Source organism: Nigerium sp. (assembly GCF_039811905.1).
In the GTDB taxonomy this organism is placed as follows: Bacteria; Actinomycetota; Actinomycetes; order Propionibacteriales; family Propionibacteriaceae; genus Propioniciclava.
On sequence record NZ_JBDHZL010000011.1, the window covers coordinates 1 to 22,767 of the forward strand.

20 protein-coding genes and 1 pseudogene are annotated in these 22,767 nt (G+C 72.8%); 7 read left to right on the forward strand and 14 right to left on the reverse strand.

Annotated elements, in window-relative coordinates; all coding sequences use genetic code 11:
- The 4 genes and pseudogenes from WMJ97_RS03965 to WMJ97_RS03980 all read right to left on the reverse strand — a co-directional run.
- Window positions 1-592: pseudogene (locus tag WMJ97_RS03965) on the reverse strand (hypothetical protein); the annotation flags it as partial.
- Between the two features lie 280 nt (window positions 593-872).
- Window positions 873-1,586, reverse strand: a complete 714-nt coding sequence (locus WMJ97_RS03970) for a TIGR03936 family radical SAM-associated protein (RefSeq protein ID WP_347347668.1) — start codon at window positions 1,584-1,586, stop codon at window positions 873-875.
- A gap of 60 nt (window positions 1,587-1,646) precedes the next feature.
- Complete coding sequence (locus tag WMJ97_RS03975) at window positions 1,647-3,107, reverse strand: mannitol dehydrogenase family protein (RefSeq protein WP_347347669.1); 1,461 nt, start codon at window positions 3,105-3,107, stop codon at window positions 1,647-1,649.
- Complete coding sequence (locus tag WMJ97_RS03980; protein ID WP_347347670.1) at window positions 3,104-4,135, reverse strand: LacI family DNA-binding transcriptional regulator; 1,032 nt, start codon at window positions 4,133-4,135, stop codon at window positions 3,104-3,106. The genes WMJ97_RS03975 and WMJ97_RS03980 overlap by 4 nt, the downstream gene beginning before the upstream one ends.
- 228 nt (window positions 4,136-4,363) lie before the next feature.
- Here WMJ97_RS03980 and WMJ97_RS03985 point away from each other — a divergent pair, with 228 nt between their 5' ends.
- Window positions 4,364-5,470 (forward strand): sugar kinase, encoded by a 1,107-nt coding sequence (locus WMJ97_RS03985; RefSeq protein ID WP_347347671.1) that lies wholly within the window; start codon window positions 4,364-4,366, stop codon window positions 5,468-5,470.
- A 93-nt stretch (window positions 5,471-5,563) separates the two neighbouring features.
- Here the strand turns inward: WMJ97_RS03985 and sulP are convergent, their stop codons facing one another.
- Window positions 5,564-7,300, reverse strand: a complete 1,737-nt coding sequence (gene sulP, locus WMJ97_RS03990) for a sulfate permease (RefSeq protein WP_347347672.1) — start codon at window positions 7,298-7,300, stop codon at window positions 5,564-5,566.
- A 60-nt stretch (window positions 7,301-7,360) separates the two neighbouring features.
- Between sulP and WMJ97_RS03995 the strand changes: the two genes are divergently transcribed.
- On the forward strand, window positions 7,361-8,626 hold the full coding sequence (locus tag WMJ97_RS03995; RefSeq protein ID WP_347347673.1) for a GNAT family N-acetyltransferase: 1,266 nt from the start codon (window positions 7,361-7,363) through the stop codon (window positions 8,624-8,626).
- 8 nt (window positions 8,627-8,634) lie between these two features.
- Here WMJ97_RS03995 and WMJ97_RS04000 read toward each other — a convergent pair whose 3' ends face one another.
- Complete coding sequence (locus tag WMJ97_RS04000) at window positions 8,635-9,399, reverse strand: FadR/GntR family transcriptional regulator (RefSeq protein WP_347347674.1); 765 nt, start codon at window positions 9,397-9,399, stop codon at window positions 8,635-8,637.
- Between the two features lie 176 nt (window positions 9,400-9,575).
- Between WMJ97_RS04000 and WMJ97_RS04005 the strand changes: the two genes are divergently transcribed.
- The 5 genes from WMJ97_RS04005 to WMJ97_RS04025 all read left to right on the forward strand — a co-directional run bounded on the left by WMJ97_RS04005 (window position 9,576) and on the right by WMJ97_RS04025 (window position 13,161).
- Window positions 9,576-10,178 carry a hypothetical protein gene (locus WMJ97_RS04005; protein WP_347347675.1) on the forward strand — a complete coding sequence of 201 codons (603 nt, stop codon included), beginning with the start codon at window positions 9,576-9,578 and terminating at the stop codon, window positions 10,176-10,178.
- A 94-nt stretch (window positions 10,179-10,272) separates the two neighbouring features.
- On the forward strand, window positions 10,273-10,680 hold the full coding sequence (locus WMJ97_RS04010; protein ID WP_347347676.1) for a hypothetical protein: 408 nt from the start codon (window positions 10,273-10,275) through the stop codon (window positions 10,678-10,680).
- Complete coding sequence (locus tag WMJ97_RS04015) at window positions 10,680-11,144, forward strand: hypothetical protein (RefSeq protein ID WP_347347677.1); 465 nt, start codon at window positions 10,680-10,682, stop codon at window positions 11,142-11,144. The genes WMJ97_RS04010 and WMJ97_RS04015 overlap by 1 nt, the downstream gene beginning before the upstream one ends.
- Window positions 11,141-12,529, forward strand: a complete 1,389-nt coding sequence (locus WMJ97_RS04020; protein WP_347347678.1) for an ATP-binding protein — start codon at window positions 11,141-11,143, stop codon at window positions 12,527-12,529. The genes WMJ97_RS04015 and WMJ97_RS04020 overlap by 4 nt, the downstream gene beginning before the upstream one ends.
- On the forward strand, window positions 12,526-13,161 hold the full coding sequence (locus tag WMJ97_RS04025) for a response regulator transcription factor (RefSeq protein WP_347347679.1): 636 nt from the start codon (window positions 12,526-12,528) through the stop codon (window positions 13,159-13,161). The genes WMJ97_RS04020 and WMJ97_RS04025 overlap by 4 nt, the downstream gene beginning before the upstream one ends.
- A 15-nt stretch (window positions 13,162-13,176) precedes the next feature.
- Here WMJ97_RS04025 and WMJ97_RS04030 read toward each other — a convergent pair whose 3' ends face one another.
- Genes WMJ97_RS04030 through WMJ97_RS04065 form a run of 8 tightly spaced genes read right to left on the reverse strand, consistent with a single transcriptional unit; the run spans window position 13,177 to window position 22,755 of the window.
- A complete protein-coding gene (locus WMJ97_RS04030) occupies window positions 13,177-14,397 on the reverse strand; it encodes a multidrug effflux MFS transporter (RefSeq protein WP_347347680.1) in 1,221 nt (406 codons plus the stop codon).
- A gap of 51 nt (window positions 14,398-14,448) precedes the next feature.
- A complete protein-coding gene (locus tag WMJ97_RS04035; RefSeq protein WP_347347681.1) occupies window positions 14,449-16,389 on the reverse strand; it encodes a TIGR03960 family B12-binding radical SAM protein in 1,941 nt (646 codons plus the stop codon).
- 20 nt (window positions 16,390-16,409) lie between these two features.
- The gene (gene mnhG, locus WMJ97_RS04040) at window positions 16,410-16,892 is read right to left on the reverse strand and encodes a monovalent cation/H(+) antiporter subunit G (protein ID WP_347347682.1); all 483 of its coding nucleotides are present in this window, start codon (window positions 16,890-16,892) and stop codon (window positions 16,410-16,412) included.
- Window positions 16,889-17,209 carry a monovalent cation/H+ antiporter complex subunit F gene (locus tag WMJ97_RS04045; RefSeq protein ID WP_347347683.1) on the reverse strand — a complete coding sequence of 107 codons (321 nt, stop codon included), beginning with the start codon at window positions 17,207-17,209 and terminating at the stop codon, window positions 16,889-16,891. Before WMJ97_RS04045 ends, mnhG begins: the two co-directional genes overlap by 4 nt.
- Window positions 17,206-17,865: a Na+/H+ antiporter subunit E gene (locus WMJ97_RS04050; protein ID WP_347347684.1), complete on the reverse strand. Its 660-nt coding sequence runs from the start codon at window positions 17,863-17,865 to the stop codon at window positions 17,206-17,208. The genes WMJ97_RS04045 and WMJ97_RS04050 overlap by 4 nt, the downstream gene beginning before the upstream one ends.
- A complete protein-coding gene (locus WMJ97_RS04055; RefSeq protein WP_347347685.1) occupies window positions 17,862-19,415 on the reverse strand; it encodes a Na+/H+ antiporter subunit D in 1,554 nt (517 codons plus the stop codon). Before WMJ97_RS04055 ends, WMJ97_RS04050 begins: the two co-directional genes overlap by 4 nt.
- Window positions 19,412-19,840 carry a Na(+)/H(+) antiporter subunit C gene (locus tag WMJ97_RS04060; RefSeq protein WP_347347686.1) on the reverse strand — a complete coding sequence of 143 codons (429 nt, stop codon included), beginning with the start codon at window positions 19,838-19,840 and terminating at the stop codon, window positions 19,412-19,414. The genes WMJ97_RS04055 and WMJ97_RS04060 overlap by 4 nt, the downstream gene beginning before the upstream one ends.
- Window positions 19,837-22,755: a Na+/H+ antiporter subunit A gene (locus WMJ97_RS04065; protein ID WP_347347687.1), complete on the reverse strand. Its 2,919-nt coding sequence runs from the start codon at window positions 22,753-22,755 to the stop codon at window positions 19,837-19,839. The genes WMJ97_RS04060 and WMJ97_RS04065 overlap by 4 nt, the downstream gene beginning before the upstream one ends.
- Window positions 22,756-22,767 lie beyond the last annotated feature (12 nt).

Sequence of the window (22,767 nt, forward strand, 5' to 3'; positions counted from 1 at the left end):
TGTCGTCGGACTCGCTGTCGTCGGCCTCGCTCTCGGCGGGGGCTTCGTCGGTGGTCGGCGCGTCGGCGGCGTCGCCGGGCTCGGACGCGATCGTCTCGGCGTCCGCCTCAGGTTCGGCGGACTCCTCGTCCGCCTCGGGCTCGGCGGTCTCGGTTTCGGGGGTCTCGGCCTCGGGAGGCTCGGTTTCGCCCGACGGCTGCTCGACGGACGCCTCCGGCTCCGCCTCCTGCGCGGGCTGCTCGAGCGTCTCTGCGGGGGCCTGCTCGGCGGCGATCTCGGCCTGCTCGGCGGCGTCCGGCTCGTGCTCGGGCGAGGCGTCGTCGCTCTCGCCCGCGTCGGCCACCTCGGCGTCCGCCGCCGCCATCGCGGCGTCGACCGCCGCGTCGATCTCGTCGAGCACCTGGGCCTCGACGTGCTCGGGCTCGCGGTTCTCCAGCGCAGCGGGAGTGCGCGGGGCAGTGAGTTCGGGGGCGCGGTCGACCGCGGTGGGCGGACCCGCGGGGCGGGACGCCGCCCGGCGCCGACGCGGCGGGGTCGCCGGCGTCTCCTCGCCGGACGGTGCCTGGGATTCAGGTTCGTTCGAATCGAGCATTGGGGCTCTCCTTCACGGCAGCAACGCTGCCGACAGTGGGCCACCGGGAGAAATCACGCCTCCGGGCGGCGAAGCTTGCGGGTGCGACGGCATGTCGCCGGACGGCCGCCGCGGTCGAGAAAACCTCGTCGCGGTCTAGCCGAGGGCAACACCCCGACCTCACACCCCGGGATGCCATCGGTAGGGCTAGCGCCCTGACCTTGCCGACATTATTCCACACCCGTCCGAAAGTGGGGATCTCGGGTTCCGCCGTGCCGCGGTGGGCGTCCGGCGGGGGCGCTCAGGCGTCCTCGAACGGGCCGACGATGCGGCCGTCGCGCCAGACGCCCTGGGCGAGGCGGGTCAGCAAGGCGGGCTGGGCCAACGCGAAGCGAGGCTCGACGCGGCCGAGCGCCTGGAGGACGTCGTCCGGGCGCACCAGCGGCACCACGTGGCGGCTCACGAGGCCGAGGGTCCGGTCGTCGATGACCCACAGCGCGACGATCGCGCCGCGCGCGTCGAACTCGCGCAGCCCCGACTTCGTCATGCGCTCGACGGTCAGGGACTCCGCGGCGAGCAGGGCCGCGACGGCGGCGTCCACCGTGTCGCGATCGGGGCCCGCGATCTCGATCCGCCATTCGGACGCCTGCAGCCCGTCGGCGAGCGACCCGCCGGACGCCTCGACGACCTGCAGCACGTCTAGCCCCTGGGGCAGAGCGGCGTCGAGGCCGGCGCGGACGGCGTCCGGGTCGGCCGGCCGCGCGAGCCCGATCTCCAGGTATTCCGCCTCGGTGGCGGCCCCGGTCGGCGACGCGTTCGCGTAGCTGATGCGCGGATGGGGGCTGAACCCCGAGCTGTACGCCATCGGGACGCCCGCGCGCCGGAGCGCGCGCTCGAACGCCCGCGAGAAGTCGCGATGGCTCGCGAACCGAGCCCGGCCACGCTTCGCGTACCGCACGCGCAGCCGCTGCACGGGGGGCGCCTGCTGCTCCGGCTGTCGTCTCGGTTCTGCCACGAGCGGGGAGTCTAGCGGCCAGCCCTCGCCCACCGCCTCACGGACGCCCGCCGGCGCCCCTCAGCGCCGAACCGCGAGCAGCTCCCCCACCCGAGCGCGCACCTCGGACACGAACCGCTCGTCGGCCGGCAGGTCGTCGCCGAAGACCTCCTGGACGCCGAGCAGGCGATCCACCAGGGCGTTCGCGTCGGTCTCGCCGCGGACCGACGACAGCGTGGCCGCCATCGGGTCGTCGATCGGGAGGTCGAGCCCGGACGCGCTGGGCGTGGCCAGGTACGTCATCCACCCGGCGACGCCGGCGATGGCCGACGACGGCATCCGGCCGGCCGCGAGGTTGTCCCGGATGGTCCCCAGCAGCCGCAGGGGCAGCTTCTGCGAGCCGTCCATCGCGATCTGGGTGGTCTTGTGGGCCAGGGCGGGGTTGGCGTAGCGGCCGAGCACGAGGCGTCCGTAGTCGGGCAGGTCGACGCCCTCGGGCTGGGTGAGCACCGGGATCACGTCGTCCTGGATCAACGACTCCGCGATCCGGTGAAGCTCGGGGTCGCCGACGGCCTCCACGATCGTCGCGTACCCGCGCAGCGCGCCCAGGTAGGCCAGCGTGGAATGGCTGCCGTTGAGGATGCGCAGCTTCATCGCCTCGAAGGGCGCCACGTCCTGGACGATCTGGGCACCGACTCGCTCCCACGCGGGGCGCTCGGCCACGAACCGGTCCTCGATCACCCACTGCTTGAACGGCTCGGCGGAGACGAGGCCCTCGTCATGCAGGCCCAGCAGCTCCTCGCCGAGTTCGCGGTCGGCGGGGGTGGTCGCCGGGACGATCCGGTCGACCATCGTGCACGGGAACGCCACGTGCCCGTCGATCCACGCCGCCAGCTCGTCGCCGTCGGGCAGGGCCGCGCAGTAGTCGCGGACGAGTCGCTCCAGGACCCGGCCATTGTCGGCCAGGTTGTCGCAGGACACGACGGTGATCGGCGTCCCCGGGCCGTCGGCGCGCCGCTGCAGGCCACGGACCAGCCGCCCGATGGCGGACGCCGGCGCCCCGCCGGCCAGATCGGCCGCGACCGCCGGGTCGGTCAGGTCGAGGCCGCCCTCGGCGTTGCGCCGGTAGCCCTTCTCGGTGACGGTCAGCGAGATCACCTGGACGTCGGGGCCGGCGATCAGGGCGTCCAGTTCGGCCTGCTGCTCGGCCGGATACAGCACGTCGCGCACCGAGCCGATCAGCTGCAGGTCGACGCCCTCGGGCGAGTGGGTGAGCACGGAGTACAGGCAGTCCTGCGGGAGGAGCTGTCGCTGGACGCTGTCGGAGCGCTGGGTAACCCCGACGATCCCCCACCGGTCGTCACCGGACGCCGCGAACGCATCCTGGGTGAAGACGGCCTGGTGGGCGCGGTGGAACGCGCCGATGCCGAAGTGGACGATGCCAGCCCGCTGGGCGTCCCACCCCTTCGGTGGCAGGCTCACGTGCGGACGGCCGTCGAGGCCGGCCAGGGAACTGCGGGACAGGCGCGGAAGCTGGGTCATGTCGACTCCTTCGTTGGATGGTCGGCGTCCGGCGTTGCCGGTGCCAGGTTAGGTCGGGCGCGACCCGTCGTGCTACGGAAGACGAACTCGGTGGACAGCAGGCGATCCTCCCCCGGCTCGCCGCGCCGGATCACGGCGTCCAGGTAGGCCATCGCCTCCTCCCCCGCTCGCTCGCGCGGCACGCGGACGGTCGTGAGCGCGGGGCTGACCAACTCGGCGAACTGGATGTCGTCCCACCCGATCACGCTCAGGTCGCGCGGGATGGCAAGGCCGTAGCCGATCAGCCGGCCCATCAGGCCGAGCGCCATCACGTCGTTGTAGACGAGCACGGCGGACGCCCCCGCGCTCAGGACGCCGTCGGCCGCGGCCCGGCCGCCGTCGACCGAGGGCTCGAAATCGCCGACCTGGACGACCTCCAGCCCCTGCGGCGGAAAGAACTGCCCGATGCGGTCGCGGCGCTCGACGTTCGACGTCGAAGACGCCGGCCCCCCGACGTAGGCGACCCGCCGGTGGCCCATCACCCGCAGGTGGAGGGCCGCCGTCTGGACGGCCGCCGTGCTGTCGAACGACACGCTCGGCACCCCCGCGAGCCGCCGGTTCAGCAGCACGAGCGGGCCCAGCTCCTGGGCCCGCGCGAGGGAGTCGGCCCCCATGCGGCTCGAACAGAGCAGGATGCCGTCGACCTTGCGCGCCATCTCCTCCAGGATCGGCAGCTCGGCCGCCGGATCCTCCTCACTGTCGGCGATGAGCAGCGAGTAGCCCAACGCGGACGCCCGGCGGCGCGCGCCGGTGACGATGCTCGGGTAGAAGGGGTTCATCAGGTCGGGGACGACGATGCCCACGCTCTGCGTGCGGCCGGTGTTCAGCGCCCGCGCGGCCAGGTTGGGGGCGTAGTCGAGACGCGCCGCGATGTCGAGGATGCGCTCGCGGGTGCGCTCGCCGACCAGGTCGGGCTTGGTGAAGGCCCGGGACGCCGTCGCGACCGAGACGCCCGCCTCGTGCGCGACCTGCCTGAGCGTGGCCCCCATGCGCCGACCCTCCTCGTCGCTGCACTGTGATGGGATCACGGTAGCCAAGGATGAAACCGTTTGCAAGAAGAATCTGTCGCACCTCAGGAGGCGACCCGCCTTGCACCGGGAGTGCATTGTGTGCAACCGTTTACAGTACGGCGTCGCCGGTTCGCTTCGAGAACGCCGCGCCCGGCCAGCGACCCCAGCCGCCCACCGACTCGACACCGACGACGAGGAGAAGAACCAGTGACCACCTCCCTGACCCTGCGCCCCGCTTCCGAGTGCCGCTACGACGCCGTCTCTCTCGGGGAGGTCATGCTCCGGCTCGATCCTGGCGAGGGCCGCATCCGCACCGCCCGCGCATTCCGCGCCTGGGAGGGCGGGGGCGAGTACAACGTCGTCCGGGGGCTGCGGAAGGTGTTCGGCCTGCGCACCGCGGTCGTCACGGCGCTCGTCGACAACGAGGTCGGACGCCTGCTGGAGGACTTCATCCTCGCCGGCGGCGTCGACGCCTCCCTCATCCGCTGGGTGCCCTCCGACGGCGTGGGGCGCGACGTGCGCAACGGGCTGAACTTCACCGAGCGCGGCTTCGGCGTCCGGGGCGCCGTGGGCGTCTCCGACCGCGGGCTGACCGCGGCGTCCCAGCTCGGACCCGACGACGTGGACTGGGACCACCTGTTCGGCGAACTCGGCGTCCGGTGGCTGCACACGGGCGGCATCTATGCGGCCCTGTCGGAGCGGTCGGCCGACACGGCGCTGGCGGCCTGCCGGGCCGCCAAGAAGCACGGCACCGTCGTCTCCTACGACCTGAACTACCGCCCCAGCCTGTGGAAGTCGATCGGCGGGCCGGAGCGCGCGCAGCAGGTCAACCGTGAGCTGGCGCGCTTCGTCGACGTGATGATCGGCAACGAGGAGGATTTCACGGCCGCCCTCGGCTTCGAGGTGCCCGGGGTGGACGACAACCTCACCGATCTCGCCGTCGACAGCTTCGCCGCGATGATCGACGAGGTCGCCCAGGCGTACCCGAACTTCGGGGTGATCGCGACGACCATGCGCGGGGTGAAGACCGCCACCGTCAACGACTGGGGCGCGATCGCGTGGAGCCGCGACGCCGGCCTGGTGCAGGCGGTCCAGCGGGACGGGCTGGAGATCCTCGATCGCGTGGGCGGCGGCGACTCGTTCGCGTCCGGGCTGATCTACGGCCTGCTGGCGGAGGAGAGCCTCGACACCGCCGTGAACCTGGGCGCCGCCCACGGCGCGCTCGCCATGACGACGCCGGGCGACACCTCGATGGCCAGCAAGGCCGAGGTCCTGAAGCTCGCCAGCGGGGGCAGCGCCCGGGTCGACCGCTGACCAACGACCGTTCCGATCAGGGGCGATGCCCTTGCCGCGGCGCTGGCGTCCGCGGGAGACGTCCGGCTGCTCTGAGCCGGACGCCCGCGCGCCTTACCCGGCGTCCGCCGGCCACGGTGGACGGCCGTGGCGCTCGGCGTACGCGCTCTCGAACGCGGCGACGGCGGTCGGGAGGGTCGCGAACACGCGGTCCTCGCCGACGACCGCGAGGAAGCCGGCGCGGGCGAGGTCGTCCCGCAGGTCCTGCTTCACGCGCGCCATCACGAACGTGATGCCGCGCGCCTCCAGCCGGGCGCGCAGCTCGACGAGCGTGTCGACGGCCGTCAGGTCCACCTCGACGTTCGCCTCGGCGTTGAGGCAGAACCACTCGACCGGCGTGGACGCCACATCCACCGCGCGCAGCGCGCGCGTCATGAAGTCGGCGCTGTTGGCGAAGAACAGCGGCGAGTCGTAGCGGTACACGAGCAGGCCCGGCACCTGGCGGGCGTTCGCGTAGTCGGCGACGTCGTGCATGCCGGCCAGGCCCGGCACGTACCCCAGGACGCCGTCGTGCGGGTGCGCGATGCGCCGGATCAGGTCAAGCAGGGACAGCACGATGGCCAGCCCGATGCCCGTCAGCACGCCGAACCAGACGACGGCCACCGCCGTGACGAGGGTGAGCACGAGTTCGCTCTTCCGGAAGCGGGCGATGCGTCGTAGCTCGCCGACGTCGACCAGGCGGGTGGCGGCGTAGACGATCACCGCCCCCAGCGCCGCCGTCGGGAACGATCCGAGCACCGGGCCCGCCATCATGAGCACGGCGATCACGCCCGCGAGGGCGACGAGCGAGTGCGCCTGCGTCCGGCTGCCGGCGGCGTCCCCCAGCACGGTGCGCGAGCCGCTGGAACTGCAGGGGAACCCGTGCAGGAAGCCCGTCGCGACGTTGACCAGGCCGAGGGCGAACAGCTCCTGGCCGGCGTCCGTGGGCTCGCGCCGCTTCGCGCTGAACGCGCGCGACGTCAGAACGTTGTCCGTGTAGCCCACCATCGCGATGCCCAGCGCGTAGGGCGCGAGGGCGAGCAGGCTGATGCCGGAGGCGTCCGGGACGGCGGGGGCCGGCAGCCCCGCCGGCACCTCCCCCACGACGCGCAGCCCCCAGCGGTCCGGGCCGACCAAGGCGACGACCCCGGCGGCCAGCAGCATCACGAGCAGCGGTCCGGGCCAGTGGGGGCGCCACGCCCGCACGGCGACCAGCAGGACGAACACCGCCGCCGCGAGCGCGAGCGTCGGCACATGAATGCCCGCCGCCTGCTCGGCCAGGGACAGCGCCTGCTCGACCGGGTTCTCCCCCGCGATGCGGAGCCGGGTCACCTTGCCGAGTTGGCTACAGATCATCAGGACGGCGATGCCGGTGAGGTAGCCGACGAGCACCGGACGCGACAGCAGGTTGGCGAGGAAGCCGAGGCGTCCCAGCCAGCCGAGCAGGCAGACCACGCCGACGGCCACCGCCAGCAGGGACGCCGTCGCCGCCCAGCGGTCGTGTTCGGACGCCCCCAGCAACGCCGCGAGCCCGGCGGCGGTCATGAGGGCGGTCGTGGACTCGGGGCCGACCGAGAGCTGGCGCGACGGCCCCACGACGGCGTACACCGCGAGCGGCGCGCACATCGCCCACAGGCCCGTGACCGCGGGCAGCCCGGCGATCTCGGCGTACGCCATCACCTGCGGGATGAGGTACGCGCACACCGTGACCCCGGCCAGCACGTCGCCGCGCAGCCACCCCCGCTCGTAGTGGGCAAGGGTGTACGCGCCCGGAGCGATGCGGCCCCAGCGCGGCATCGGCCTGTTCTCCACGCCGACACGGTACGACCCCGGCGTCGCCCGTGATGGCGACACCCCGCTAGGGTGGTCCGAGTGATCGACTACGACCTTCGCACCCTCCCGGCGGCCGGCGACCTCACCGACGACGCGCGCGGCTGGGCCCACGCGGTCGCCCTCGGTTTCGGCCAGGCCGCGCTGTCCGACGAGGCGCTCGAGCGCTGGTGGGGCTACCAGTGCGCCGACCGCTTCCGCCTTCGGTCGGCGTGGCCCACCGGACCCACCCGGGGGCTCGCCCCGCACACCCCCGTCGCCACCTTCGCAAGCTTCGACCAGACCATCAACACCGGGAACAGGCACCTCGAGCCGGCGAACTTCATCACCGACGTGACCGTCCGGACGACGCACCGCCGGCGCGGCCTCCTCAGCCGCCTCATGCGCACCGACCTCGGCGAGGCCGCCGACCGCGGGCTCGCGCTGGCGAGCCTCACCGCGACCGAGGGGTCGATCTACGGGCGCTTCGGGTTCGGCGTGTCGTCGCTGGTGCGCACCGTCGAGCTGCACACGGGCGCGCGGTTCGGGCTGCGACCCGAGGCGTCCGGGCTGGCTGACCTGCCGGTCGAGATCGTCGACTCCGCCACCGCCGCCCCGCTGCTGGAACGCACGTTCGCCGCCTACCACGCCGAGCGACGCGGCTCGCACGGGCGCATGCACTGGTACGGCGACTACCTGACCGGCCTGTGGAACCACGAGGAGGAGAAGCCAGACCGGCGCGTCCGGGTCGCGGTGGCCTTCGACGCCGGCGGCGAGCCGCGTGGCCACGTCAGCTACCGGTTCGACGGGCACGGCGAGCGCCTCAAGGTCATCGATCTCGTCGCGGCCGACCCCGCCGCGGAGTTGTCGCTGTGGCGGTTCCTGGCCAGCGTCGACCTCGTCGACGTCGTCGAGTACGGCCACTTCGACGCGGCGAGCCCCCTGCCGTCCGCGCTGGCCGACCCGCGGCTGCTCGTGACGACGAAGGTGCGCGACTTCACCTGGACCCGCGTCCTCGACGTGCCGCGCGCGCTCGGCGCCCGGGGCTTCGACGCCGACGGCGAGGCCACCTTCGCGGTCGACGACCGCCTGGGCTTCGCGGACGGGTCGTGGCACGTGGCCGTCCGCGACGGCGTGGCCGAGACCACGCGGGTCGAGGACGCCGCCGTCCGGATCACCGCCGACGCCCTGGCCACGCTGTACGCGGGCCTCGCGTCCGCCCGGACGCTCGCCGGCGCGGGTCTCATCACCGGGGACGCCGCGGGCGTCCGGGCGCTGGCACGGCTGTTCGCCGTCGACGTCCCGCCCGCGTGCGTGACGTCGTTCTGACCGGGTAGCTAGTCGTCCCGCCGGGACGCCACGTCGGAGAGCGGGCGCCCCATCGGCAGAATCGTGTAGGAGCGCCGGATGTGCTCCTCCACACGGGCGACGGCCTCTGCCGGACGGCGCTCGATGATCGCGTCGGCGATGCCCTCGTGGTCGACGATCAGGCTGTTGCGGAAGGCCGGCCAGTCTTCGAGGTTGCGCTCCGCGGTGAGGATCGGGCGACGCAGCGACTCTCGGATCGCCTCGGTCAGGTCGCTCACGAACGTGTTCGCACCCATGCGCGCGATCGCGACATGGAACTGCGTGTCGAACTCGTTGAAGCTCGCCGCGTCGTGACGGGGATCTTGCATGTCGCGGATGAGCCGACGCAACGTCTCGATGTCCTCGTCGGTCCGATGCAGCGCGGCGAGTTCGGCGCTGGACCGCTCCAGCGCGATCCGGGCGACGACGACGTCGTCCACGGGGAACATCGCGAGCGCGACCTGCAGGCGCAGGAGGCGTCCGAGGGCCTGGCTTCGCTGGGCGGTCACGTGCGTGCCCGCCGACGACCCGCTGCCCACCTGGCTCGTCAGCACGCCCTGAGCCTGCAGCGTCCTGATCGCCTCGCGCGCCGCCGCCCGGCTCACGCCCAGTTGCGCGGCCAGCTCGCGCTCGGGCGGCAGGCGGTCGCCGACGGAGAGCTTGCCCTCGAAAATCAGTTCCTCGACATGGTTGAGGACGACCTGATGCGCGGACGGCGTGGGGGCGCCGGCCGGCGCCTCTCGGGGGGAACTCACGTGGGCGATTGTGCCACTGTCGTCGCGCCACGCAGCGCACCCGACGGCCGATTATGTGGTCCTACCACTGAGGTATACACTGTTGTGCGTCGAAGCCGACCAGAACTGTCAAGAGGAGAACGATGCCGTTCGGACTTGCGGACAAGACGTGCACCAGCCGTGAGGAACGCCCGGACGTGTCCGCCCATGCGGGGGGCCTGCCCCGCCTCCTCGCCCACCAGGTCACGCTCACACGAGCCACCGTCATTCACCTCCCCGCCGAGCCCACCCCCGACCAGATCGGCCTCGCGATCGCCGACACCCTCGCGGACGCCGACGTCCACGATGTCCTGGTCTCCACCACGCTCCCGGCCGCCTGGCAGCGGGCGATCGATGGCGACGGCGTCCGGGTCTTGCGTGAACAGACGTGTTCGTCCACTGAGCACATGGACGCCGCCGGCGCCCTCGTCGCGCCGGTCGCCCTGGCCGTCGCGGGGAGCGGACGCCTCTACCTCGACCGCACCGGCGGGAGGCGTCCGCTGCCGGTGTCGCCCCGGCTGCACATCTACGTCGTCGGGGAGGAGGCGCTGGTCCAGACGGACGCCGACGCCGCCCCGCGGCTCGCCGCCGCCGCCGCAGCCGGACGCCCCCTCAGCCGCGTCCACGCCCCCGCGCCGGTCGTCCGGGTGCCCGCGGAGGGCCGGGCACCCGAGGACGACGGCGGGGCCGCCGACGCCCAGGCCGCGCCGGAGGCGTCCGACGATGTGCGCCCGGCCAGCCTGACGCTGATCATCGCCTGACGAGGGGTTCGACTCGACGCGGTCGTAGGCCGAAGGTCCAATGGTCGGGGGCCGTCCGCGCTGGTGGGATGGGGGACACCAGAAAGGAACACACATGCCTTTGCACCTGTCCCCCGCCAAGTCCCTCGTCTCGACGTCGCTGATCGCGGCCACGGTTCTCCTCGCCGGCTGCACCGGCGGCACGGCCGCGACCACGACGACCACCACGGCCAGCCCGGCCGCGACGGCCAGTTCTGCCGAGAGCGGGACGCCCACCGAGACCGGGACGCCGACGGCCAGCCCGTCGGTGCGCACCGTCAACGCCAACACCGCCTCGACCGACGAGATCGCCGCGGCGCTCAAGGACGCGGGCGTCCAGAACTCCGACCGGTGGGCCAAGGAGGTCGAGGAGTACCGGCCGTACACGGCGGACAACCTGCGCACCAAGCTCTCCACCGAGCTCGGCAAGTACGGCGTCTCGGCGGATCAGCTCGACAAGATCCTCTCCACCCTGACCGTCTGATGAGCGACCGGACGCTCGTCGCGCTCTACCGCCGCGTCCTGATCGGGCTCGCGGGCGCCACGGCGCTCGGGGCCTGCGTCGAGCTGGCGATGCTGCGGCACTGGAAGAAGCCGACCCAGCTCGTGCCCTGGGTGCTGCTGGCCGTGGTCCTGGCGGCCGCCGGCCTGCTGTGGACCCACCGCTCGGTCGTCACCGTGCGGGCGGCCCGGGTCGTCGGGGTCGTCGGGGCGCTGGGCGCGGCGGTCGGCGTCTGGGAGCACATCGAGTCCAACATGGAAACCGCCCCGCTGTCGGCCGCCTGGTCGGCGACGTGGGACTCGCTGCCGGCGTCCGCCCAATTCCTCCAGGCCGCGACCGGCGGCGCCGGCGGGGCCCCGCCCCTCGCCCCCGGGTTCCTCGCCCTGTCAGGCATCTGCCTGGCGCTCGCGACGCTGGGCGACGGGTGGAGCACACTGAGGGCGTGAGTCCGACGCCTCCCGCGCAGCCCGGCCCCGCTGGGCCCGGGGTGCTGCTCTCCGACACGAGGGCGGCGCCCCGGGCCGCGCGCGCCATCCCCCCGCGCCGGACGGTGCTCGCCACGATCGTCGGGGCGACCCTGCTGGTCGCGGCGCTCGTCGGCGTCCTCGCGTACTGGGTGAGCAGCCGGCTGGCCGAACGCGAGATCCTCGACGAGGGAGCCCGGCTGACCGACCTGTTGGTCAGCTCCGAGTTGCAGCCGCGCATCACGCCCGCCCTGCAGGCACTCGACCCGGCCGCGCAACGCGCCCTGGACGCCGCCGTCGCCCCCACCCTCCGCCACGACGGCGCGCTGCGCCTCAAGGTGTTCGACGCCGGCGGCCGCGTCCTGTACTCCGACGAGCCGCGCCTGATCGGCCAGACCTTCCCGTTCGACGCCGAGGAGCGACAGGCGCTGGACGGATCGTCCGCCCGCGCCGTCCTCTCCAGCCCCCACGGGTTGGAGAACGAGTACGAGCGCGTGCCCGGACGCCTCGTCGAGGTGCGGCAGCCGGTCGTCGCCGACGGCCATCGGTTCCTCGTCGAGGTCTACTTCGACTACCACCGCATCGGCGCCCGGGCCGTCGAGATGTGGCGGGTCTTCATCGCCCTCCTCGGCGGGTCGCTCGCGCTGATGCTGCTGCTGGTCATCCCGATCACCTGGCGCCTCTCCCGGGGGCTCGACGACGCCCGGGCCGAGCGCGAGGCCCTGTTGGAGCGGGCGGTCGAGTCCTCCCAGCTCGAGCGCCGCCGCATCGCGGGCACGCTGCACGACGGCCCGGTGCAAGAGCTGGCCGCCGCCACGCTCGCGCTGTCGGCGTCCGCGCAGCGCCTCGACCGCGACGGCCACCCCGGGCAGGCGGCGACGGTCCGCGAGTCGGCGGCGTCCGTGCGCGGGGCGATGCGCTCCCTGCGGACGCTCCTCGTCGACCTGTACCCCGCGACCCTCGGCGACCAGGGCCTGGCCGCGAGCCTCGCCGACCTCGTCGAGCCGCTGCGGTCCCACGGCGCCGACGTCGAACTCGCGGTGCACCCGCGCGTCGACAGCGCGGTGCCGCTGCCCGACCAGCGGCTCGTGTTCCGCGTCGCGAGCGAGTGCCTGCTGAACGTGGTGAAGCACGCCGAGGCGTCCCGGGTCGTCGTCCGGTTGGACGCCTCCGGCCGCGGCTGGACGCTCACGATCGCCGACGACGGCCGCGGCTTCAGCCTGGAGGACACGTTTCGCACCCCCGAGCCGGGCCACCTGGGGCTGCACGTCCTCGCGGACCTGGCCTCGGACGCCGGCGCCGCCCTGCGCGTCGCCACCCGCCCCGGCGAGGGCACCGTCGTGACGCTGACGAGGGAGAACGCATGACCGAGACGATCAAGATCGTGATCGTGGACGACCACCCGCTCGTGCGGGCGGGACTGCGCGCCGTGCTCGAGGGCCACGCCGGCATCGAGGTGGTCGCCGAGGCGTCCGACGGGGCGGACGTGGTCGAGCTGGCCCGGCTGACGTCCCCCGACGTCGTCCTGATGGACCTCTCGATGCCCCGCACCGACGGCGTCGAGGCCACCCGGCGGCTGGCCGAGGAGTGCCCCGACGTGCGGGTCGTCGTCCTCACGTCGTTCACCGAGCGCTCGCGCGTGCAGCGCGCGCTCGCGGCCGGGGCGATCGGGTACGTCCTGAAGGACAGCGAGCCCGACGACCTGCTGCGGGCCATCCGGTCCGCCCGGGCGGGCCACGTGCCGATCGACCCGCGGGTGGCGGCCGCGCTGCTCCCCCGCGACGAGCCGCGCCCCGACGGCGCGGAGGCGGCCCTGAGCAGCCGGGAGCGCGAGGTGCTCGCCCTCGTCGCACAGGGCTTCGCCAACAAGCAGATCGCGAAGCGCCTCGGCATCACGGAGGGCACGGTGAAGGCCCACCTCGGCCGCATCTTCCGCGAACTCGGCGTCGTCGACCGCACCAGCGCGGCCCTCTGGGCCCGCGATCACGGCTTCGCCTGAGCGACCCGCGGACGCCTACCTCGCCTCCGGCGCCGGACGCGCCACGCGCAGGTGCCGCGCCCACAGCACCCAGGCGACGAGCGTCACGACCAGGGCGTTCACCGCGAGCCCCAGGAGCGACTGGGCCATGAACGGGGCCCACGCCCCGGCGATGACCGCGTTCAGCGTGAGCTGCACGAACGACTGCACCGAGGACGCCGCACCGCGCCGGTCCGGGAAGAGGTCCAGCATCGCGAGCGTCAGGATCGGGAAGGCGATCGCGACGCCCAGCGTGTAGACCGGCAGCACGACGACGGCCCAGGGCAGCGGGTCGGCGTGCGGCAGCAGCGCCAGGGCCAGGTTCACCACCCCACCGGCGACGCTGATGCGGTAGCCCCACGTGGCGAGCCGGGTGCCGGGCACCCGGCCCGCGAGGCGTCCGGCGACCCAGGAGCCCGCGATCATGCCGGAGATCAGCGGGACGAACAGCAGCCAGAAGTCCCGCTCGCCCTTGCCGAGCAGGTTCACGACGAACAGCGGCGCCGACGAGATGTAGGTGAACATCCCCGCGAAGTTCAGCATGCCCGCGAAGACGAGCCGGCGGCCGTCCGGGTCGCGCCACACCGTCGCCATGCCGCCGACCAGCGGACGCAGCCGCAGCGGCGTCCGGACCTCCGGCGGGTGGGTCTCGGGCAGGAAGAGCGCGACGAGCAGCACGAGCAGCAACCCGTAGCCGGCGAGGGACCAGAAGATGATCCGCCAGTCGCCGGCGAGCAACAGCCAGCCTCCCACGATCGGCGCGAGCGCGGGCGCGAGGCCGAAGATCATGGCGATCTGGCTCATCACGCGCTGCGCCAGGGAACCGGTGAACAGGTCGCGCACCATCGCCCGGCTGATGATCTGCCCGGCGCCGGCGCTCGCGCCCTGGATCGCGCGGCCCACCAGCAGCCAGCCCAGCGACGGTGCGAGCGCGCACCCGACCGACGCCAGCGTGAACACGGCGCCGCCGACGAGGATGACCGGCTTGCGGCCCAGGGCGTCCGACAGCGGGCCGTGGATGAGCGACATCACCGCGAACGAGATCAGGTACACGCTCACGAGTTGCTGCAGCGCCAGCGCGCTCACCCCGAGCGCGGCCCCCATCTGCTGGAACGCCGGGAAGATCGTGTCGATCGAGAACGGGCCGACCATGCCCAGCCCGGCGAGGATCGCGATCAGCAGCGACTGCGGCGGTCGCCGCTCGACAGTGCTCCTCACGCGCCGGATCCTCTCACGCCGGCCACCCCCCTGGCCAGGACGCCGCCCGCCTCAGCGGACGGGTGCGATGGGCAGCAGGTGGCGCCCGGTGGGACCGATCTGGATCTCGGTGTCGAGCTGGGGGCAGACGCCGCAGTCGTAGCAGGGCGTCCAGCGGCAGTCCTCGACCGGCTGCTCGTCGAGGGCGTCCTGCCAGTCCTCCCACAGCCAGTCGCGGTCGAGGCCGGAGTCGAGGTGGTCCCACGGCAGCACCTCGGGGTAGTCGCGTTCGCGCGTCGTGTACCAGGCGAGGTCGACGCCCGTGCCCTCCAGCGCGGACGCGCAGCACGCGACCCAGCGGTCGTAGCTGAAGTGCTCGCTCCAGCCGTCGAACATGCCGCCGTCGCGGTAGACGGCCTCGATGACGGCGCCCACGCGCCGGTCGCCGCGGCTCAGCAGGCCCTCGATCACGCCGGGCTTGCCGTCGTGGTACCGCATGCCGATGGCCTTGCCGTAGCGGCGATCCGAGCGGATCTTCTCGCGCAGCAACTGCAGGCGGTGGTCGATCGTCTCCGCGGACGCCTGCGCAGCCCACTGGAACGGCGTGTGCGGCTTCGGGACGAACCCCCCGATGCTCACCGTGCAGCGGATGTCGCGCGAGCCGGCCGCCGCGCGGCCGGTCTCGATGACGCGGGCGGCCATGTCGGCGATCGCGAGCACGTCGTCGTCCGTCTCGGTGGGCAGCCCGCACATGAAGTACAGCTTCACCTGACGCCAGCCGTTGCCGAACGCGGTGGCGACGGTCTGGATCAGGTCGTCCTCCGTCACCATCTTGTTGATGACCTTGCGCATGCGTTCGCTGCCGCCCTCGGGCGCGAACGTGAGGCCCGAGCGGCGTCCGTTGCGAGACAGCTCGTTCGCGAGGTCGATGTTGAAGGCGTCCACCCGCGTGCTCGGCAGCGACAGCGACACGTTCGTGCCCTCGTAACGGTCGGCCAGCTCCTTCGTGACGTCGCCGATCTCGGAGTGGTCGGCGCTCGACAGCGACAGCAGCCCCACTTCCTCCAGCCCCGTCGACTCCAGGCCGCCGGCGACCATTGCGCCGATCGTCTCGATGTTCCGTTCGCGGACCGGGCGCGTGATCATGCCCGCCTGGCAGAACCGGCAGCCGCGCGTGCAGCCGCGGAAGATCTCCACGGAGTACCGCTCGTGGACCGTCTCGGCGAGCGGCACGAGCGGCGCCTTGGGGTACGGCCAGGAGTCGAGGTCCATCAGCGTGTGCTTCGCCACCCGGAACGGCACGCCCGGCCGGTTCGGCGTCACCTTCTGGATGCGGCCGTCGGGCAGGTACGCGACGTCGTAGAACCGCGGGACGTACGCCACGCCCGACGTGGCGAGCCGCAGCAGGACGCCGTCGCGGCCCCCCGGACGCCCCTCGGCCTTCCAGCCCCGCACGATCTCCGAGATCGCCAGGGACGCCTCCTCGCCGTCGCCGAGCACCGCGGCGTCCACGAAGTCGGCGATGGGCTCGGGGTTGAAGGCGGCGTGGCCGCCGGCGATGACGAGCGGCTCGGCGTCGCGGTCGGCCGCGTGCAGCGGGATGCCCGCGAGGTCGAGCGCGGCCAGCATGTTGGTGTACCCGAGCTCGGTGGAGAAGCTGATGCCGAGCACGTCGAACGCCCCGACCGGGCGGTGGTTGTCGAGCGTGAACTGCGGCAGGCCCTGCTCGCGCAGCAGCGCGGCGAGGTCGGGCCACACCGAGTAGGTGCGCTCCGCGAGGATCCAGTCGCGCTCGTTAAGGATCTCGTACAGGATCGCGACGCCCTGGTTCGGCTGGCCGACCTCGTAGGCGTCCGGGTACATGAGGCACCAGCGGACGTCCGTGGCGTCCCAGTCCTTGACGACGGAGTTCACCTCGCCGCCCACGTACTGGATGGGCTTGCTCACGCGGGCGAGCAACGGCTCCAGGCGGGCGAACAGCGAGTCCGGCGAAGTCACGGTCGGAGTATTCATGGTGCGACCAGGGTAACCGCTCAGGCGCGCTCGCCCGACTCGGCGTCCGTGGACGCCTCCGGCTCGCCCAGGTCGTCGGGCGCGTCCGTCGGGCCCGGTTCGCCGGCCTCGGCCCCCTCCTGCGCCAGCGCCGGCTCGAGGTCCTCTGGGCGATGGATGAACCCCGCGCGCGCGAGGTCGTCGGAGAGATCGTCGACCACGGCGCCGTCGGCGTTCCACGCCCCGATGCGATACGCGGTCCGCGCCACCATGTGGCCGGCGACGGGCGCGGTCAGGATCTGGAGGGCCACGATCACGAGACACACGAGCGTCACGTGCACCGACCGCAGCGTCAGCGTGACGCCGCCCAGCACGAGGATCAGCCCGAACACCTGCGGCTTCGTGGCGTAGTGCATCCGCCCCATGACGTCGGAGGACCGCAGGACGCCGATCGCCGCGGACATGCAGAAGAAGGCTCCCAGCGCGAGCAGGATCGCGCCCGCGAGGTCCATGGCCCCGTTCATCGCGCTCCCCCGTTCTGGTCGCGGTAGTTCCGGTAGCGCTCGTCGCGGGCACGCGAGCCGGCGGTCAGCCGGGCCATGCCGACGGCCGCGGTGAACCCGACCATGGTGAGCACGAGCAGGATCGGCAGCCCGACGTCGGTGCGGTCGACCATCTCCTGCGCGGCGACCGCCGCGATGAGGATCGCCACGATGACGTCCGCCGCGACCACCCGGTCGAGCGCCGTCGGACCCTTCGCCAGCCGGAACAGCACCACCGCGGCGCCGATCACCAACTGCACGACGGCCAGCCCGATGAAGAACCACGTGAGTTCGGTCACGACGACGCCTCCTCGCGAGCCCGGCGCCGGTAGTCGGCGAGCTTCTCGTGCGCCTTCGCCTGCTCCTTCGACGACGCGAACGCGCCGAGGACGCGACCCTCGACCTGCAGGGTGACGTCCACGATCTCCTCCTTGGCCCGGGGGCTCGTCATGTCGAAGACGTGCAGGTACAACCGTCGCGTCGAGCGGCGGGCGTCCACCACGATCGAACCGGGGACGACCGACATCAACTCGCCCGTGTTCGCCTGGTACAGGTCGGAATCCGACATCAGGTCGACCCGGACGATCCCGGACGGAGGCTGCTCCCGCGCGAACGCGCTCACCGCCAGCCGGAAGGACGCGGTCGCCAGATCCCACACCAGCAGGACGCCGAGCTTCACCACGCCGACCAGGTGCGGACGCCCCCGGTACCCCATCCGCGGCAGAGGGAACAGCAGCGTGACCAGCCACGACAGCAGCAGGCCGCCGACCACGCTCACGATCGTCACCTGGCCGACCAGCACGAGCCACAGCGCGGTGAGCAGCAGGATGTTCCGGGGCTGCCTCAGGCCCAGGCGACGCCGGCGGCGGCGCCGGGCGGCGACCCGCGCGGCGGTGGCGGACTTCGCGGCCTGCGCGGCCTTCGTCCGGGCGGACTGCGTCTCGTCGGCGTTCACGGCGTCGGCACCCCCTCCAGCACGGCGGACACGTACGACGGGCCCGGCAGGGCGGCGGCGGCACGCTCGGCGTAGTCGTAGAGCGGCCCGGCGAACGCGGCGAGGGCGACGCCCAGCCCGATCAGGCCGATCGTGGCCCCCACCATGCGCGGCGGCAGCGCGACGCCGGGCGACTCGTCGCTCTCGTCGGCGTCGTCTTCGTCCTCGTCGTCGGGGTCGACCGCTCCCGCGTCCTGGGGCTTGCCCCAGAACGCCCGGTTCCACACCTTCGCGACGGCGTACAGCGTCAGCAGGCTCGTCAGCGTGGCCGTCGCGACGAGGACCCACGCCAGCGGCGTCCCCACCTCGGCGCCCGCGCGCAGCAGGCCGATCTTGCCGACGAACCCCGACAGCGGCGGGATGCCGGCCAGGTTGAACGCCGGCACGAGGAACAGGACGCCGAGCAGCGGCGAGCGCGTAGCGAGCCCCTGGAGGCGCTCGATGTCCGTGGAGCCGCCGACGCGTCCGATGAGGCCCGCCACCAGGAACAGCGCGGCCTGGATCGTGATGTGGTGCGCGGTGTAGACGATCGCGCCGGCCAGCCCCGCGGTCGTCGCCAGGCCGATGCCCATGAGCATGTAGCCGATGTGGCTGACCAGGGTGAACGACAGCAGACGCTTGATCTCCGACTGGGCGATCGCGCCCAGGATGCCGATGAGCATCGTCAGCGCGGCCAACACGAGCAGGCCTTCGTGCAGGGGTCGCTCGGCGAACAGCAGGGTTTGCGTCCGCATGATCGCGTAGACGCCGACCTTCGTGAGCAGACCGGCGAACACCGCCGTGACGGGCGCGGGGGCGGTCGGGTACGAGTCGGGCAGCCATGCGGACAGCGGGAAGACGGCCGCCTTGATGCCGAACACGAGCAGCAACAAGAACTGCAGGGACGCCTGCACGTGGTCGGGCAGCGCGGGAATCCGCTGGGCGAGTTGGGCCATGTTCACCGTGCCGGTCGCCGCGTACACGTTGGCGAGCGCGATGAGGAACACGCTCGAGCTGAGCAGGTTCACCACGACGTAGATCGAGCCGGCCCGGATGCGCGCGCCCGTGCCGCCCATCGTGAGCAGCACGTAGGAGGCGAACAGCAGCATCTCGAAGCCGACGAACAGGTTGAACAGGTCGCCGGCGAGGAAGGCGTCCGAGACGCCCGCGCAGAGCACGAGGAACGTCGGGTGGAAGATCGAGACCGGGGTCTCGCGCCGGACCTCCTCGCCGTCTTGGCCGGTCGAGTACACGAGCACCGCGAGCGTCACGAGGCCGGCGATCATCAGCATCAGCGCGGAGAGCCGGTCGGCGACGAGCGCGATGCCCATGCCGCGCGGCCACGCCCCGACCCACAGCGTCTGGACGCCCTCGCGGTACGTCTGCGCGACCAGCATCCCCGCGATGGCGCAGACGGCGCCGAGCGAGCCGAGGGAGACGAGGCGCTGGACGCGCGGACGGCGTCCGAGCAGCAGCGTGAGGGCTGCCCCCAGCAGAGGGATCAGAATGGGCAGCGGCAGCAGGTTGTTCACTCGCTCACCACATCCTCGCCGGTGTCGCTGAACCGGATCTCCTCGAAGGTCGCCGACACGTCGTCGCGGTCGGCGAGCGCGCGGATCCGCGCGTCCTCGACGTCGTCGGTGACCTCGTCGTTACCGTCGAGCTGGAAGCTGCGGTAGGCCATCGTGATCACGAACGCCGAGATCGCCATGGTGATGACGATCGCCGTGAGCACCATCGCCTGGGGCAGCGGGTCGGTCATCGCGCTCTCGGGGCCATCGCCCACGAACGCCGGGATCCCCGCGGGGCCGGCGGCCACGAGGAACAGCAGGTTAACGCCGTTGCTCATCACGATGACCCCGACGAGGATGCGCGACAGCGAGCGCTCCGTGAGCAGGTAGACGCCGCAGGCAACGAGGATGCCCGCGACAGCGGCGAGGGTGATGTTCGGGGTCATCGGTCACCTCCGCGGCGGCGTCCGGCGGGCACGGCGAGCGTCGATTCGGGACGCGGCAACGGCGTCTGCTCTTCGGCCGCCTGCCGGTCGATGCCCGACCCCAGGCTGCGGACCAGGTCGAGCATCATGCCGAACACGACGAGGTAGACCCCGATGTCGAACACCGTCGAGCTGACCAGGTGCAGGTCGCCCAGCAGCGGCACCGGGCCCCAGGGGGTCGCCAGGGTCTCCAGCGCCGGGATCGTGACGTGGATATCGAAGCTTTGGAAGATGCGCCCGCCGAACAGCGCGGGCACCGCCGCTGAGCCGACCGCGATCGCGAGACCGGCGCCCAGCACGGCGCCGGCGTCCACCGGCGCGGCCTCGTCGAGCTCCTTGGAGCCGGCAGCCAGGTACCGCACGACCAGCGCCAGGCCGGCGATCAGGCCGCCCGCGAACCCGCCGCCCGGCAGGTTGTGCCCGGCGATCAACACGTACAGCGAGACGATGATCATCATCCCGAACAGCAGCCGCGTGACCACCTCGAACACGAGCGAGCGCGCCGCCGGCTCCAGCGCCTGACTGCCCCGCAGCCACGTGCCGGTCGGCGGCTCCTCGTACTGCTCGCGGTGGGGACGCTGGACGCGCGACCGCAGGAAGATCAGGCTCGCGACGCCCGTCGCGGCCACGACGAGCACGCTGATCTCGCCGAGGGTGTCCCAGGCGCGCGTGTCGACGAGGATCACGTTGACGATGTTCTTGCCGTAGCCGAACTGGTAGGCGGACTCGGCTAGGCCCGTGGACGCCGGCGGTGCGGTCCTCGCGGACGCGCTCAGCACCGTCACGGCGGTCACCGTCGCTCCGACGCCGATCGCCAGCACCATCCGCCACCAGCGGGTGGACTGCAGCGGGCGGTCGGTGAAGAACTTCGGCAGCGTCCGCAGCACGAGCAGGAACATCAGCAGGGACGCCGTCTCGACGAGCACCTGGGTCAGCGCCAGGTCGGGCGCCCCGTGCAGCAGGAACAGCAGCGCGGTGCCGTAGCCCGTCACCCCCAGCGTCAGGAACGCCCGGACGCGGCCCCGCGTGCTCACCAGCATGATCCCCGCCGCCGCCGTCACGCCGCCGACGACGAGCTGCCCGGGACGGTCGAACCAGACGACCTGGCTCGGCCACTCCCGCACGGTCATCAGGACGCCGCCCACGAGCACCACGAGCGTCGTCAGGATCGCGGACAGGTAGAGGGCGAGCGAGCCCCGCTGCGTCCGCGCGGTCGTCTCGACGGCCAGCCAGTCGATGGAGCGCATGGAACGGCGGTAGAACTCGTCGGCCTCCAGCACGCGCGGGAACGTCGCCTGCACCCGCGAGATCGCCTCCCGTCGCCAGAACAGCAGGGCGCCGCCGAGCAGCGCCAGCGCGGACAGCCCGAGCGGCAGGGTGAACCCGTGCCACAGCGCGAGCCCGTGCCCGTGCTCGCCGGTCGGCACGGACGCCGCGTACGGCTCCAGCACGTGCGTGAGCTGCGGGCCGAGGAAACCGCCGGCCAGGCACAGCAGCCCCAGCAGCGTCGGGACGCCGACGAACCCCAGCTCAGGCGCGTGATTGATGCGGGTCGGACCCACGCCGGGCTTCGCCCAGAACGCCCCCCACCAGAACCGCAGCGAGTACGCCATCGTGAGCGCCGACCCCAGCACCACGGCCAGCACCAGCAGGATGCCGGGCGCCGGCGTCAGGCCCGTGCCGTCCCCGCCCGCGAGGTAGACGAGCGCCTCCAGCGCGGACTCCTTCGCCACGAAGCCCAGCAGCGGCGGGATGCCCGCCATGGACGCCGCCGCCAGCGCGGCGGCACCCGCGAGCACGGGGAGCTGGCGTCCGATCCCCGAGAGCTTGGTGAGGTCGCGCGTGCCGGTCGCGTGGTCGATCACGCCGACGGTGAGGAAGAGCGTCGATTTGAACAGCGCGTGGGTGATCGTGAGCGCCAAGCCCGCGAGCGCGGCCGACTGCGTACCGACGCCGGTGACGAGCATGATGAAGCCGAGCTGGCTGACCGTGCCGTAGGCGAGCAGCAGCTTGAGGTCGGTCTGCCGGAGGGCCCGCCAGCCGCCCAGCACCATCGTGATCACGCCGAGGATCGCGACGGCCGGACGCCACCACGGGACGGTCGCGAACGCGGGCGCCAGCACGGCCACCAGGTAGATGCCGGCCTTCACCATCGCCGCGGCGTGCAGGTACGCCGAGATCGGCGTCGGGGCGGCCATGGCGCCCGGCAGCCAGAAGTGGAAGGGCGCCAGCGCCGACTTGCTGAGCGCGCCGGCGAGCATCAGGAGCGCGGCGACGCCGGCGACGGCCCCGGTCGGCGGAGCGGCGAGGATCGCCTCGAGGCTGAACGTGCCGGCCAGCAGGCCCATCGACACGATGCCGACCAGCATGGCCAGCCCACCGGTCGTGGTGACGATGAGGGCGGTCATCGCGGCGGCGCGGTTGGCCCGGCGGGACGAGTCGAAGCCGATCAGCAGGTACGAGAAGACCGTGGTCAGCTCCCAGTACACGTACAGCAGCACCAGATCGTCGGCGGTGACCAGCCCCAGCATCGCCCCCGCGAAGGCCGTCAGCAGCCCGAGGACGCGCACCGGCGTCCGTTTGAAGTACCAACGGCAGTAGGCGAGCACGAGCGCGCCGATGCCGGTCACGATCAGCGCCAGCACCCATTGGACGAGCCCCAGGCGCAGCGTCAGGTTGATGCCGAGCGACGGCATCCACGCGACGCCCTCACGGTGCGCGCCGCCCGCCAGGATCAGCGGCGCCTGCGCCACCAGCCACCCGAACGCCGCGGCCGGCAGCAGGGCCACCACCCAGAACGAGCGCCGGCCCAGGCGGGCCCACAACGGGGCCGCGCAGGCCGCCACCAGATGGGCGACGATCAGGGCGGTGAGCATGCGTGACGGGGC